Genomic DNA, 13,759 nt, shown 5'->3' on the forward strand with positions numbered 1-13,759 from the left:
CGCTCCTTCGGTGTTAATGCTTCGAATTACGGGCTTCCGGAAGATCCGGAGTGCCTAGGGGAGGGTAACGACCGTCGCGGCGTACACGAGACCCGCCCCGAAGCCGATGACGAGCGCGGTGTCGCCGCTCTTCGCCTGTCCGGTCGCCAGGAGCCGCTCCATTGCGAGCGGGATCGAGGCGGCCGAGGTGTTGCCGGTGGTCTCCACGTCACGGGCGACCGTGACGTGGTCCGGCAGTTTGAGAGTCTTCACCATCGAGTCGATGATCCGCATGTTGGCCTGGTGCGGAATGAAGACGTCCAGGTCGTCCGGGCTGATCCCGGCCGCGTCCAGCGCCTGCTGGGCGACCTTCGCCATCTCGAACACGGCCCAGCGGAAGACCGCCTGGCCCTCCTGCGTGATCGCGGGGAACTTGCCCGAGCTGTCGTACTCGGTCCACGGCACGGTCTGCTTGATGGTCTCCGACTTGTCGCCCTCGGAACCCCACACCGTGGGGCCGATGGCCGGCTCGTCCGAGGGGCCCACGACGACCGCGCCCGCGCCGTCGCCGAACAGGAACGCGGTGGCGCGGTCCTGGAGGTCGGTCAGGTCGCTGAGCCGCTCCACGCCGATGACGAGCACGTACTCGGCGGAACCCTCGACGATCATGCCCTTGGCCAGGGTCAGGCCGTAGCCGAAGCCCGCGCAGCCGGCCGAGATGTCGAACGCGGCCGCCTTGCCGGTGCCCAGCTTGTCGGCGATCTCGGTGGCCACGGCCGGGGTCTGCTTGAAGTGCGAGACGGTGGAGACGATCACGCCGCCGATCTGCTCGGCGGAGATGCCGGCATCCGCGATCGCCTTGCCCGAGGCCTCGATCGACATCGCGGCCACGGTCTCCTCCGGGGAGGCCCAGTGGCGGGTGGCGATGCCGGAGCGGGAGCGGATCCACTCGTCGGAGGAGTCGATCGTCTCCAGGATCACCTCGTTGGGCACCACGCGCACCGGACGGTAGCCGCCCACGCCCATGATGCGCGCGTACGGGGCGCCCTTGCTGGGCCGGATCTTCGACATGGCTCTCGGCTCCTTAGGCGGATGCATGCTCGGCGATGAGCGCACGAGCCGCGTCGAGGTCGGCGGGGGTCTTCAGGGCGACGGTCTTCACGCCCGGCATCGCGCGCTTGGCGAGCCCGGTCAGGGTGCCGCCCGGGCACAGCTCGACCAGCGCCGTCGCGCCCAGGTCCTTGAAGGTCTCCATGCACAGGTCCCAGCGGACCGGATTGGAGACCTGGTTGACCAGGCGGGCCACGATCTCCTGGCCACTCGCCACGGTCTTGCCGTCCGCGTTCGAGACGTACGTGACCTTCGGGTCGGCGATGGCGAGCGACTTGGCCGCCTCGTCGAGGGCCGCCACGGCCGGAGCCATGTGGTGCGTGTGGAAGGCGCCGGCGACCTTGAGGGCCACCACGCGGCGCACGCCCTCGGGCTTGTCGGCCTCCAGGGCCGCGAGCTGCTCGGCGGTGCCGGCGGCCACGATCTGGCCCGCGCCGTTCACGTTCGCCGGCGTCAGGCCCAGCTTCTCCAGGTGCGGCAGCACGTTCTCGGGCTCGCCGCCGAGCAGGGCGGCCATGCCGGTCGGCGTGACGGCGGCGGCCTCGGCCATGCCCAGGCCCCGCTTGCGTACGAAGCCGAGCGCGGCTTCCTCGGAGAGGACGCCCGCGAAAGCGGTGGCGGTGATCTCGCCCACGCTGTGCCCCGCGACGGCCCCGGGGGTGATGTCACCCAGTGCCGCGGCGGACAGCAGACCCGCGGCGACCAGCAGGGGCTGGGCCACGGCGGTGTCGCGGATCGCGTCGGCATCCGCCTGCGTGCCGTAGTGGACGAGGTCAAGACCGATGGCGTCCGACCACGCGGCGAGCCGGTCGGCAGCGCCGGGGAGGTCGAGCCAGGGGGTCAGGAAGCCGGGCGTCTGAGCGCCTTGGCCGGGAGCGACGAGTACGAGCACTCTCACACTCTCTCTTGTGGACGGCTCCGCGCGCCCGTGGGGACAGGGACGAAGAACCGTCGGGGGAATTGTGGGTGTCCGACAAAAGTCTAGGACTGCGAATCTCCGTCGGCCAGGCGCCCCAGGATCAGCGCGATCCTCAGCGTGAACGCCGAGCGCACATCGGAGGGTGACCACCCGGTGACGTCCGTCACACGTCGGAGCCGGTAGCGAACGGTATTGGGGTGGACGAACAGCATCCGGGCCGCGCCCTCCAGACTGCTCGCCTGCTCCAGATAAACGCTCAAGGTTTCCAGGAGCGCCGAGCCCGCCTCCTCCAGCGGTCTGTAGATCTCCTCCACCAGCTGCTCGCGCGCGGCAGGATCCGACGCGATCGCCCGCTCCGGCAGCAGATCGTCCGCCAGAACCGGCCGGGGCGCGTCCTGCCAGGCCGAGCACGCCTTGAGCCCTGCCGCCGCGGCCTGCGCGGACCGGGTCGCGGCCAGCAGGTCCGGGACGATGGGGCCCGCGACGACCGGACCCGCGGCATACGGCCCGATCAGGCTCTTCGCCACCGCCAGCGGGTTGTCGCTGCCGCCCGCGATGACGACCAGGCGGTCGCCGAGCACCCCGGTGAGCACCTGGAGCTTGGCGTGCCGGGCGGCCCGCCGGATCGCCTCCACGGTGAGCTCGCTGTCGCCGTCCGGCGCCGTGCCGAGGACGACACACACGTGCTCCGGCGAGTTCCAGCCGAGCGCCGCGGCCCGGGACACGGCGCCCTCGTCGGCCTCGCCGGACAGCACCGCGTTGACGACCAGGGATTCGAGCCGGGCGTCCCACGCGCCGCGCGCCTCGGCGGCCTGGGCGTACACCTGGGCCGTCGCGAAGGCGATCTCGCGGGCGTACACGAGCAGCGCCTCGCGCAGGATCGACTCGTCGCCGGGGGCCGCGACCTCCTCGATCGCGGTCTCCATGACCTCGATGGTGGTGCGCACCATCTCGACGGTCTGCCGCAGCGTGATGGCCCGCGTCAGTTCGCGCGGGGCCGTGCCGAAGACGTCGGTCGAGATCGCCTGCGGCGTCTCGGGATGCCGGAACCACTCGGTGAACGCGGCGATACCGGCCTGGGCGACCAGACCGATCCACGACCGGTTCTCCGGCGGCATCGCCCGGTACCACGGCAGCGTCGCGTCCATGCGGGCGATCGCGTTCGCGGCGAGCCGCCCCGAGGACTGCTCAAGACGCTTCAGGGTCGCGGCATGCGGATGGGCATTCTTCGCGGGGTGTACGGGATCGGGTGCTGGCACGGGGACAAGACTGCCTTATCGGGAACCCTCGCCGCCGGGCCGGGGTGAGACCTAGCGACAAATGGGGGGCGGCGTCGCGGGGCTGGGGCACGCACCTCGCCGCGTTGTCGTCGGTCGCCGATGCTCCGCGTCGACTCCCTCCTCCGCCTTGCGATGCACGCACCCCAGCCCCGCTCCTTCTTCCACCCCCCATCTGCCGCTAGGTCTACCGTGGTAGCCGTGATTTCTGTCAGGCGCGGCGACGAGCGCTACCCGGGCGGCGACCCGGACGCCGGTATCGAGTCCCTGCACGCCTTCTCCTTCGGCCGGTTCTACGAGCCGGACAACCTCCGCTTCGGCCCGGTCCTCGCCTGCAACGAGGAGCGGCTCGCGCCCGGTGCGGGGTTCGACGAGCATCCGCACAGCCACACCGAGATCCTCACCTGGGTCATCGCGGGCGAGCTCACCCACCGCGACTCGGCGGGCCACACCACGCTGGTGCGCCCCGGCGACGTGCAGTGCCTGAGCTCCGCGGGCGGCGTGCGGCACGAGGAGCGCAACGAAGGCGATGCCCCGCTGGTCTTCCTCCAGATGTGGCTCGCCCCGAAGAAGCCCGGCGGTGAGCCCGCGTACGACATCGTGCGCGGCATCGCGGACTCCACGCCCTACGCGGTGCTGCCGGCGGGCGCCATGCTGTACGTCCGCCGCCTCGCCCCCGGCGAGCGCACCGCCGTGCCGGACGCGCCCGGCGTGTACGTCCATGTCGTGCGCGGCCGGGTGCGCCTGGCCAAGGAGGAGCTCGGGCCGGGCGACTCGGCGCGGATCACCGGGGCGCTCGGCCTGGAGCTGACGGCGGCCGAGGGCGCCGAGGTGCTGTTCTGGGAGCTCAGCTCCGTGTGAATTCGGCCAGGACCGTGTCGGTGAACACCGGCCACACCTCAGCCGCCCAGGGGCCGAACTGACGGTCCGTCAGGGCGACGCAGGCGAGGCCCGCGTCCGGGTCGATCCACAGGAACGTACCGGCCTGGCCGAAGTGGCCGAACGTGCGCGGGGAGGACGAACTGCCCGTCCAGTGGGGGGACTTGGAGCCGCGGATCTCGAAGCCGAGGCCCCAGTCGTTGGGGTTCTGGTGGCCGTAGCCGGGCAGTACGCCCTTGAGGCCCGGGTACTGGACGTGCATGGCCTCGGCGACCGTGGCCGGGTGCAGGAGCTGCGGCGCCTGCACCTCCGCGGCGAACTTCGCGAGGTCCTCGACGGTCGAGACGCCGTCCTTGGCGGGCGAGCCCTCCAGCGTGCTGGACGTCATGCCGAGCGGTTCGAGGACGGCCTGGCGTACGTAGTCGGCGAAGGGGATGCCCGACTGCTTGGCGATGTGGTCGCCGAGCGCCTCGAACCCGGCGTTGGAGTAGAGCCTGCGTTCGCCGGGCGGCGCCATCACCCTGTGCTCGTCGAAGGCGAGCCCCGAGGTGTGCGCGAGCAGGTGGCGGACGGTGGCGCCGGCGGGCCCGGCCGGCTCGTCGAGCTCGATCGCCCCCTCCTCGTACGCGACGAGGGCCGCGTAAGCGGCGAGCGGCTTGGTGACGGAGGCCAGCGGGAACCGGTGGGACACCGGCCCGTGCGTGCCGGCAAGCGTTCCGTCGGCCCGCACCACGGCCGCCGCCGCGGTCGGTACGGGCCAGGTCTCGATGATCCGCAGGCGCTCCATGCGTACGAGCCTATGCGCTCCGCCGGGTCGGGGGTGCGAGAGCTGCGGGGCGGAACCAGGCTGGGAACAGGACACGAAACAAGACACGGAACACGACACCCGGAATACGACACGGAATACGCAGGCGAATTCGCTTGCTTGGAGTGCACTCCAAGGTCCTAGCGTGGAGGTCATGACGGTGATCGAGAGCACAGCGGTGACGGTGGAGCGGGTCCGGCAGGGCCTCTGCGCGACGCAGCCGCTCCACCCGCGCCCCGACGGTCAGGACCGCTACACGATCAGCGAGGTCGTGGCGTGCACCGGACTCACCGCGCACACCCTTCGCTGGTACGAGCGGATCGGCCTCATGCCGCACGTGGACCGCTCGCACACCGGCCAGCGGCGGTTCAGCAACAAGGACCTGGACTGGCTGTCCTTCGTCGGCAAGCTCCGGCTCACCGGCATGCCGGTCGCCGGCATGGTCCGTTACGCCGAACTCGTCCGCGAGGGGGCACACACCTTCGAGGCGCGCCAAGAGCTCCTGGAGCAGACCCGGCGCGATGTCATCACGCGCATGGCGGAGCTCCAGGACACGCTCGCCGTACTCGACTACAAGATCGACTATTACGCCGACGCCCGCAGGGTGTCGGAAGCGGACGTCCGCAGGGCGTCGGAAAGGGCCTGAACACCCATGAGCAACAGCCCGATTGAGAAGATCAGCACCGTCCGGCTCGGCACCGAGGGCCCCCAGATCGGCGTCCAGGGCTTCGGCGCCATGGGCATCAGCGAGTTCTACGGCGACACCGACGAGGCCGCTGCCCGCGACACCCTGGAAGCCACCGTCGAGGCGGGCGTCACCCTCATCGACACCGCGGACGTGTACGGCTCCGGGGCCAACGAGGAGTTCCTCGCCCCGTTCCTCGCCGCCCACCGCGACGAGGTGACCCTGGCCACCAAGTTCGCCATCGAGCGCCGCGCGGACGACCCGCACTACCGGGCCATCAACAACAGCCCCGCGTACATCAAGAAGGCCGTCGAGGCGAGCCTGCGCCGCCTTGGCATCGAGACCATCGACCTCTACTACATGCACCGCCGCGACCCGCGGACGCCGCTCGCCGAGTCCGTCGGCGCGATGGCCGAGCTGGTCCAGGAGGGCAAGATCAAGTACCTGGGCCTGAGCGAGGTCACCGGCGCCGAGCTGCGCGAGGCGTACGCCGTGCACCCGATCGCCGCCCTCCAGTCGGAGTGGTCGGTCTTCAGCCGCGACGTCGAGCGCAGCGCCGTGCCGGCCGCCGCCGAACTCGGCGTGACCTTCGTGCCGTACTCGCCGCTCGGCCGCGGCTTTTTGACCGGGGCGTTCGCCGACGCGAGCAAGGACCTCTCCGGCGGGGACTTCCGCCAGTTCCAGCCCCGCTTCACCGGGGACAACGCCAAGACCAACGCGGCCCTGCTCGAACCGCTCCACAAGATCGCGGCCGCGCACGGCGCGACGACCGCGCAGATCGCGCTGGCCTGGGTGCAGCAGCGGGCCCAGGTGCACGGCCTGACCGTCGTCCCGATCCCGGGCACCCGCAAGCGCACCCGCCTCCTGGAGAACACCGGGGCGACCCGCATCACGCTGAGCGCCGAGGAGCTGGCGCTCCTGGAGCCCGTCGCCGGGCAGGTCGCGGGCGACCGCTACCCCGACATGTCGTCCACCTCGGCGGCCCGCGAGCAGTAGGCCGCGCGAACAGCGGGGGCTCACGCCAGCCCCAGGGCGAACACCGCGAAGCCCGCCGCGAGCAGCCCCGCCGCTGCCCGGCGGGCCTTCGTCGCCTTCGTCCAGGGCGCCTCGAAGCCCCGCGCGTAGCGGGCGATCAGCACGAGAAGCACCGCGAACACCGGCATCCAGGCGAGCCGTTCAGCGATCCAGGCGAGTGTGTCGGGCGCTGTGGTGAGCCCCGGCACCCGCCCGGCGAACGAGGCAGGGACGGCCGCGGCGAGCATGGCCGTCTGGTGCCAGCACAGGATGGTCATCGCGGACAGGTTGACGACCACGACCGGAGCCCAAAGGGCAGGCTGCTTGAGCCAGTTGGCGATGCGGTCGCGCAACAGGATCGCGGCGCCGGACTGGGCCGCGGCGAGCGCGAGCACGAGCAGCGACGGCGGATGCGAGTTGGTACGTGCCTCACCGGGGACGCCGACCATGGACGCCGGGTAGTGGAAGAGGACGAGCAGCGCGGCGAAGAGCAGTGCCCCGCCCGCGAACAGCGCCCACCCGCCCCTGCGCCCGATCCTCTTCTCCCCCCAGGAGACGCCGAGTTGGTACGCGAACATCCAGCCGGGCAGGATGTTGACGATCGACAGCCAGGACGGCATGGAGTCGGCGTACGGCCCGTACCGCAGGAAGTCGACGACGGCGACGACGCCGAGCAGCGGAGCCGCGGCCCAGCCTCCCATCCTCCGGGCGGCGCGTACGCAATAGGGCGTGAGCGCGGTGACGCCGACGTACACCCCCACGAACCACAGGGGCTGGATCACGAGCGTGGATCCGGTACGCAGGGTGTCGCGGGACACGCCGAGCGCGTAGAGCACCGGGATCATCGCGGCCCAGACGGCGGTGACGCCGAGCACGGGCCGCCCGAGCCGGGCCACGCGGCCCCTGAGCCACTCGCCCGTGGATCCCTTCCGGCGATGGAAGGACAGGACGGACGCGTAGCCGCCGACCAGGAAGAAGATGCCGAGCATCTGCAGGATCCAGCTGGCCGGGGCGAAGCCGCCGAAGGTGGAGAGCGGGCTGGCGTTGTGCAGCGCGCCGCCGCTGTCGCGGGTGAACCCGCCGAGCAGCCAGTGCCCGGTCGGCACGGCCAGCAGCGCGAGGGCGCGCAGCCCGTCGATCGCGCGGTCGCGGTGGGCGGGGGTCGCGCGCTCGATGTCCGCGACGGCCCTGGTCAAGGCACTCATCGAACATCTCCCGTGGCGATGGCGGCGAAGGCGGCGAGGGACTCGGTGCCGGGGGCGAAGTAGCCGGTGTGCCCCTTGGCGTCGGCGGCGGGCACGCGGCGGGCGCCGAAGGACGGGTCGGTGGGGTCGGCGCCGTGGCCGAGCCCCGCGAACTCGACGTGCGGTACGTCGTCGATCCAGTCCGTGGGGTCCTTGGCGGCCCACACCCGGGCGTCGGTGCCCAGGTCGTCGACGGTGTCGGCGCGCATGCCGGGGGAGCCGAGCGCGACGATGTCCGAGGCGTCGGTGTCCTTGGCGGCGAGCCCGCAGACCACGGAGCCGTAGCTGTGGCAGAACAGCACCGGGTCGGGCGCGCCGACCGCGTCGAGCCCCTCGGTGAACCGGCTCAGCCGCTTGGCCCCCGCCTCGGCGAGCCCCCCGGTCGCGGCGTCGAGCCCGACCCCGACGGGGGTGGTGTACCCGGCCCAGGCGATCACGGCGGTCGCGTCGTGCGTGGCGTCCCGCAGCGAGGCGGCCATCCCGGCGGGGGTGCCGTAGGGATCGTTCGTCCGGTCGAAGGTGGCGGCGTCGATGTCGGAGCCGGGGACGATGACGGAGACATGGGCGGCGTCGTCCAACTCCCCGTAGACCTCGGCGACTTGACCCCGCCCCCGGGGGTCGAACGCGAGGATCTGCCGGGACGGCTCGGCGAGCCGCGCGAACCGGGGGTCGTGGGACTCCGCTATGGCCCGCCGGTTCGCTTCGTACCGCAGGTGTACGGGGGCGCCGTCGAGGTTCCCGACGGTCTCGGGGTGCCGCCGGACGAGCGTCTGCTGCTCTGCCTCGCTCAACCCGGCGAAGAACAGGGCGACTTCGCGGGGCGTCGCGCTCGCGGGGTCGGGCAGGGGCCGCCCGATCACGGTGTCGGCCCGCCAGGCGGCGGCGCCGGGGGGCGGCCCGGTGACCGCCTGCTGCGCATCGGCCGTGGCCCACCCCGCCGTGCCCGCGATGGCGGTGACCACCAACGCGGAGGCAACCATCGCCCTTCGCAACCGATGCATGCCGCGGCTTCCTCTCCTCGGGTCTGTCCCTTGACGGGGAGGAAGGTAGGAAGGGGGTGGGGCGCGGGGCGTCACACTGGGGGGCCAGGTGTGGGGTGGTACCTGGGTAGGGGGCGGGTGGGACTTTCCCCCACCCCGCCCCTTCCCGAGACCCTCCGGGGGTGAAGGACCCTGGGGCTCCGCCCCAGACCCCGTTCGCGCCTGAAGGGCGCTCGTCCTCAAACGCCGGACGGGCTGAAATTGCCGGTCCTGGCCAGCACCGACGCTGTTAGGGGCGCGGGGAACTGCGCGACCAGCCGTCCACGGTCCGCAGCCGAAAACCGTCCGCGCAGCGGGGGTCCGGGGGCAGTGCCCCAGCGGACCTGCCCCGGTGCAACCCGCCCCGGAGCCACGCGGCGGAGCCGCAGAGTGTCACAGCCGGGAAGGGGTGGGGTGGGGCCGTTCGGGGTCTGGGGCGAGCCCCGGGGTCGGCCCGCGTGGCCCCTGAGGGGGTCGGGGCTAGCCCGGGTCGCCAGGTCGGACCACGCCCGCCTCGTAGGCGAAGATCACCGCCTGGGCCCGGTCCCGGAGGTCCAGCTTCGCCAGGACCCGGCCGATATGCGTCTTCACGGTCTGCTCGGCCAGCACCAGCCGCCCCGCGATCTCCTGGTTCGAGAGGCCCCGGGCGATCAGTTCCAGCACTTCCGTCTCCCTGGGCGTCAGCCCGTTGAGACGCAACGCCGCCGTCCCCTTGCGCGGCGCCGGCCGCTGCGCCGCGAAGTCCGCGATGAGCCGCCGCGTCACGGAGGGGGCGAGGAGGGCTTCTCCCGCCGCCACGACCCGTACCGCCCCGATCAGGTCGGCGGGCGGCGCGTCCTTCAGGAGGAACCCGGATGCCCCCGCGCGCAGCGCCTCGTACACGTAGTCGTCGACGTCGAAGGTGGTCAGCATCAGCACCTTGGGCCGGTGGACGACTCCCACCGGCGGGTCCAGGATCTCGCGGGCCGCGGCGAGCCCGTCCATCTCGGGCATGCGGACGTCCATCAGGACCACGTCCGGGTGGGTGGAGCGGGCCACCTCGACCCCCTGGCGGCCGTCGGGCGCCTCGCCCACCACGTCGATGTCGGCCTGCGCCGAGAGCAGCGCGGCGAACCCCGCCCGCACCATGGCCTGGTCGTCGACGATGATCACGCGGATGGTCAACTAACTTCCTTATGAGGGGAGTTCGGGTGCCGAAGCACAGTCCAGTGGCAGGCGCGCCGCGACCCGGAAGCCGCCGTCCGGCAACGGCCCCGTATCCAGCGACCCGCCGGTCAACCGTACGCGTTCACGCATGCCGACAAGCCCGTGCCCCGTACCGGAGGCCTCCAGCGGTGAAGTGCGGCCCGCTGCCGGGCCGTTGACGACGATCACCGTCAGATGCCGGTCGTCGCACGTGACGGAGATGCGGGTCGTGGCGCCCGGCGCGTGCCGTACGACATTGGCGAGCGCCTCCTGCACGATCCGGTACGCCGACAGGTCGACCGCGGGCGGCAGCGCCGGCAGGTCCGCGGCCAGCGAGAGGCGGGCGGGCAGTCCGGCCCGTACCGTCGCCTCGACGAGCTGCTGGAGGCGGTCCACGCCGGGCTGGGGAGCCCGCTCACCGCCCTCCTCGCCGCTGCCGTCGCTCCGCAGCACCGCGAGCAGGCGCCGCATCTCGCTCAGCGACTCCCGGGCGCTGGACGCGATGGACTCGAACTCCCCGCGGGCCGCCTCGTCGAGCCCGGTCAGCCGGTACGGCGCCGAATCGGCCTGCACGGTGATCACCGACATGTGGTGGGCCACCACGTCGTGCAGCTCGCGCGCGATCCGGGCGCGTTCCTCCAGGAGGGTGCGCCGGGCGCGCTCGCCCTCGCTGATCGTCTCCTGCTCGGCGAGCGCCCGCTCGGCCTCCTTCCGGCTGCGTACCGCGCCCGTGAAGGCCAGCATCACGCCGGTGAGCACGAAGAGCAGGACGTACGTGCTGGTGGAGCCGCTCGGCGGGAAGATGCCGAGGGCGAGGCTGGCCGCGCCCGTCGTCAGCCACACCGCGACGAGCGTGCGGGTCGTCTCGCGCAGCCCGAGGCAGGCCATGAGGGCCAGGTAGCCGACGATCACCGTGGGCGTCCAGGGCCAGGCGCGGCCCACCGTATCGGCGTCGAGCAGCAGGAGCGCGCCCAGCACGTCGAAGGCCAGGACGATCACCCAGGCCAGCATCGGCCGGGTCACGGCGAGCAGCAGCGGCACCGTCTGGGCCACCCCCAGCGCCCCGGCCCAGCCGCCGCCGAGCCGGTAGTCGCCGGCGAGCACGGTGATGGTGATCGGCAGCAGCGCCACCACGAAGCAGCCGACGACGACGTACGGGCTCCAGCGCTGCCAGCGCTTGGGCGCCTGCGAGAACAGCGGCCGGGTGGCTTCGGGCGGTGGCCGCAGCAGGGCGAGCGCGCGGTGGGGGATGGGTGCGATCTTCATGACCGGGCCAGCGTAGGCAGGACCGGGGCTCCCGCGCGTCATACCGGGGTGCCACCCGCACCCCGGACCCGGGTATCAGTGCGGCGCTCTACAGCTCCGCGAGCAGCTCCGTCTTCTTCGCGGTGAACTCGTCGTCCGTGACCAGGCCCGCCCGGTGCAGGTCACCCAGGTGGCGGATCCTTTCCGCGATGTCCGCGGGGTCGCGCCTGCCCGCCGCGACCGGGACCGGCTGGTGCGGGATGGCGGGGCCGCCTCCGCCCCGTACGGCCGCGAGGACCGCCGCCGCGAAGGGCAGGGACTCGTGCACCGGGCCGTAGCCGAGGCCGAAGACCACGGACGCCGGGTCCCGGTCGGCCTGGGCGGCGGATCCGTCGGCCTCGCGGCGCAGCAGGCGCAGGTGGCCGTCGAAGACCTCGGGGGAGCGCCACTCGACGCCGCTGAGCGCCGCGACCGGGAAGGTCTGGTCGCCGGCCTTCCACTTCTCGGAGGACGCGCCCGTCCAGAACCAGCGGAAGGTGACCTGCCGGCCGTCGAAGGCGGCCCTGCCGTCGTACGCCTTGAAGCTCAGCGGGGCCTCGGGCGCCGCCACCAGATGGCATTCGGCGGGTCCGGAGGCGTCCGGCGGCAAGGCGTCCCGCAGCTCGTCCGCGTAGTACTCGGCGAGCGTCTCGCGCTCGGCCGGAAGGACCAGGCGGTAGGGGTCGCAGGACTCCTTCAACTGGCCCGCGGCGGCATCCATCAGCGGGTCGGCGCCCGGTCTCGGCACCGCGTGCAGCACCACCGTGCCGCGTTTGCCCGGGGCGAGCGTCACCGACTCCAACGCCTCGTGGGGGATACGTCGTTCGCGCAGCGCCTGGAACAGCTTCGGCGCACGGATCCCCCGTTCGAAGCGGATGAGCACGGAGTCGGACTCGAACTCCCAGGTGGCATGAATTCCGGCCAGCACATCACCCATGCGCCTCATCGTAGGCGGCGCACGCCCGCGCGTCCCCCCTCGGAGAAAACCCCGCCATCGCGCGACCGCTCCGGCGATCACGCGGTGTCTACGCGTGTCAGCCCGTCACAGTGCCCGTCAAGCCGCCGGCCGGTCGGAAATCCCGCTGCCACAGCCGGCCCCGCCGTCGGCGCAGCCGACCGTCTGATACGCGCCAACTCCGATGGCGGCGAAGTTGGCGAGGCTCTTGGTGCCCGGCTCGAAATAGCCGGTGTGGCCGATGGCTCCGGCCGCCGACAGGACCCGCGCCCCGAAGGCAGCCGAGACCGGGTCGGCGCCGTGGCCGAGGCCCGCGACGTCCAGGTACGGCACGTCCTGGATCCAGTCGTCCTTGTCCCGCATCGCCCAGACCCGCGCCGAGGTGTCCAGCTGGGCGGCGTTGCGCACCCGCATGCCGGGGCTGCCGGCCACCGCGATGTCGCTGACCCGGGGCGGCAGCTGACGCGACGAGACGCCGCACACGACCGAGCCGTAGCTGTGGCAGAACAGCTCGACCGAGGACTTCCCGGGCAGCGCGCGCACCATCGCCGACAGCCGTACGGCACCGTCCTCGGCCAGTTTGCCGATGGCCGCATCCATGCCGAGACCGGCCGGTGCGGTGTAGTCGGCCCAGGCGATGACGGCGGTCCGGGTGTCCGGCGCGGCCGCCTGCTCGGCCGCGTACAGCGACTGGGCCATGCCGACCGGGGCGGTGTTCTTCTTGCTGGTCTTCTCGAAGGTCAGGACGTCGGTGTCGACTCCGGGGACGATCACCGAGACCCGCTCCGCGTGGTCCAGGTCGCCGAAGACCTCCGCGACCCGGCCGGTGTCGGAGGGATCGAAGGCGAGGATCTGGCGGCCGTCGTCGAGCAGCGAGTCGAACCTGTGCATCCGGCGGCCCGCGTCCTGGCGGCCGTCGGCCGAGAGCCTGGTGTCGACCATGCGTTTTTCCTCGACCGCGCGTGCCTCGGTGAGCGCGACACGGTTGGCCCGGTAGCGCAGCGGTACGGGGGCACCGTTCAGGTTGCCCACGACCAGCGGGTACTGGTGGGCGAGCGTGCCCTGCTCGGCGGGGGTGAGCGAGCCGAAGAACTGTGCCAGCTGCTGGGCGGTGGCGTCCGCCTTGGGCAGCTTGTGGCCGTCTATCGTGCCCCGCGCCCAGGCGGCGAGCGCCTTCGCACGCGGTTCGGAGTCGCCTGCGTGGCCGCGGATCGCCGTCCAGCCGGAGGTCGCGAGCATGACGAACACGACGGCGAGCGCGAGCAGCGCGCGCCAGGCGTTCAGTGTGGGGGAGGAGTCGAAGGAAGTCACTGCTGACCACAGTAGGAGACCCTGGAGGTCCACCGGGCTGACAGTGACTCAGATCACGTTTGACCGGGGGGTGGTCTCACCAAGAGCGCGCGC

General features: G+C 72.3%; 13 protein-coding genes. 3 read left to right on the forward strand and 10 right to left on the reverse strand.

Going from position 1 to position 13,759, the window contains the following annotated elements:
• Positions 1–54: 54 nt before the first annotated feature.
• From OHA17_RS27490 to OHA17_RS27500, 3 genes are all read right to left on the reverse strand, one after another.
• Positions 55–1,050 (reverse strand): ketoacyl-ACP synthase III, encoded by a 996-nt coding sequence (locus OHA17_RS27490; protein ID WP_344377473.1) that lies wholly within the window; start codon positions 1,048–1,050, stop codon positions 55–57.
• Positions 1,051–1,063: 13 nt separating this feature from the next.
• Entirely contained in the window at positions 1,064–1,981 is a 918-nt protein-coding gene (locus OHA17_RS27495) for an ACP S-malonyltransferase (protein WP_406508791.1), read from the reverse strand.
• A gap of 89 nt (positions 1,982–2,070) precedes the next feature.
• The gene (locus tag OHA17_RS27500; protein WP_053730591.1) at positions 2,071–3,267 is read right to left on the reverse strand and encodes a CdaR family transcriptional regulator; all 1,197 of its coding nucleotides are present in this window, start codon (positions 3,265–3,267) and stop codon (positions 2,071–2,073) included.
• 219 nt (positions 3,268–3,486) lie between these two features.
• Between OHA17_RS27500 and OHA17_RS27505 the strand changes: the two genes are divergently transcribed.
• A complete protein-coding gene (locus OHA17_RS27505; RefSeq protein WP_406508792.1) occupies positions 3,487–4,146 on the forward strand; it encodes a pirin family protein in 660 nt (219 codons plus the stop codon).
• On the opposite strand, the gene OHA17_RS27510 is transcribed toward OHA17_RS27505, so the two are convergent.
• Entirely contained in the window at positions 4,133–4,951 is an 819-nt protein-coding gene (locus tag OHA17_RS27510; protein WP_406508793.1) for a serine hydrolase domain-containing protein, read from the reverse strand. The two genes, OHA17_RS27505 and OHA17_RS27510, sit on opposite strands and share 14 nt — an antisense overlap.
• A 172-nt stretch (positions 4,952–5,123) precedes the next feature.
• Here OHA17_RS27510 and OHA17_RS27515 point away from each other — a divergent pair, with 172 nt between their 5' ends.
• Both OHA17_RS27515 and OHA17_RS27520 read left to right on the forward strand, forming a co-directional pair.
• Positions 5,124–5,615, forward strand: coding sequence for a MerR family transcriptional regulator (locus OHA17_RS27515; RefSeq protein ID WP_406508794.1), 492 nt, complete (start codon positions 5,124–5,126; stop codon positions 5,613–5,615).
• A 6-nt stretch (positions 5,616–5,621) separates the two neighbouring features.
• Positions 5,622–6,650, forward strand: coding sequence for an aldo/keto reductase (locus OHA17_RS27520; RefSeq protein ID WP_406508795.1), 1,029 nt, complete (start codon positions 5,622–5,624; stop codon positions 6,648–6,650).
• A gap of 20 nt (positions 6,651–6,670) precedes the next feature.
• Here OHA17_RS27520 and OHA17_RS27525 read toward each other — a convergent pair whose 3' ends face one another.
• From OHA17_RS27525 to OHA17_RS27550, 6 genes are all read right to left on the reverse strand, one after another.
• The gene (locus OHA17_RS27525; protein WP_406508796.1) at positions 6,671–7,873 is read right to left on the reverse strand and encodes an acyltransferase; all 1,203 of its coding nucleotides are present in this window, start codon (positions 7,871–7,873) and stop codon (positions 6,671–6,673) included.
• Positions 7,870–8,913 carry an alpha/beta hydrolase gene (locus OHA17_RS27530; RefSeq protein ID WP_406508797.1) on the reverse strand — a complete coding sequence of 348 codons (1,044 nt, stop codon included), beginning with the start codon at positions 8,911–8,913 and terminating at the stop codon, positions 7,870–7,872. The genes OHA17_RS27525 and OHA17_RS27530 overlap by 4 nt, the downstream gene beginning before the upstream one ends.
• A 498-nt stretch (positions 8,914–9,411) precedes the next feature.
• Complete coding sequence (locus OHA17_RS27535) at positions 9,412–10,095, reverse strand: response regulator transcription factor (protein WP_053727186.1); 684 nt, start codon at positions 10,093–10,095, stop codon at positions 9,412–9,414.
• Between the two features lie 9 nt (positions 10,096–10,104).
• Positions 10,105–11,382 (reverse strand): sensor histidine kinase, encoded by a 1,278-nt coding sequence (locus tag OHA17_RS27540; RefSeq protein ID WP_406508798.1) that lies wholly within the window; start codon positions 11,380–11,382, stop codon positions 10,105–10,107.
• Between the two features lie 88 nt (positions 11,383–11,470).
• Positions 11,471–12,337 (reverse strand): DUF4429 domain-containing protein, encoded by an 867-nt coding sequence (locus OHA17_RS27545; protein ID WP_406508799.1) that lies wholly within the window; start codon positions 12,335–12,337, stop codon positions 11,471–11,473.
• Between the two features lie 117 nt (positions 12,338–12,454).
• Positions 12,455–13,666, reverse strand: a complete 1,212-nt coding sequence (locus OHA17_RS27550; RefSeq protein ID WP_053727183.1) for an alpha/beta hydrolase — start codon at positions 13,664–13,666, stop codon at positions 12,455–12,457.
• Between the last annotated feature and the right edge of the window lie 93 nt (positions 13,667–13,759).

The organism is Streptomyces sp. NBC_00212 (assembly GCF_045206365.1).
Taxonomy (GTDB): Bacteria; Actinomycetota; Actinomycetes; order Streptomycetales; family Streptomycetaceae; genus Streptomyces.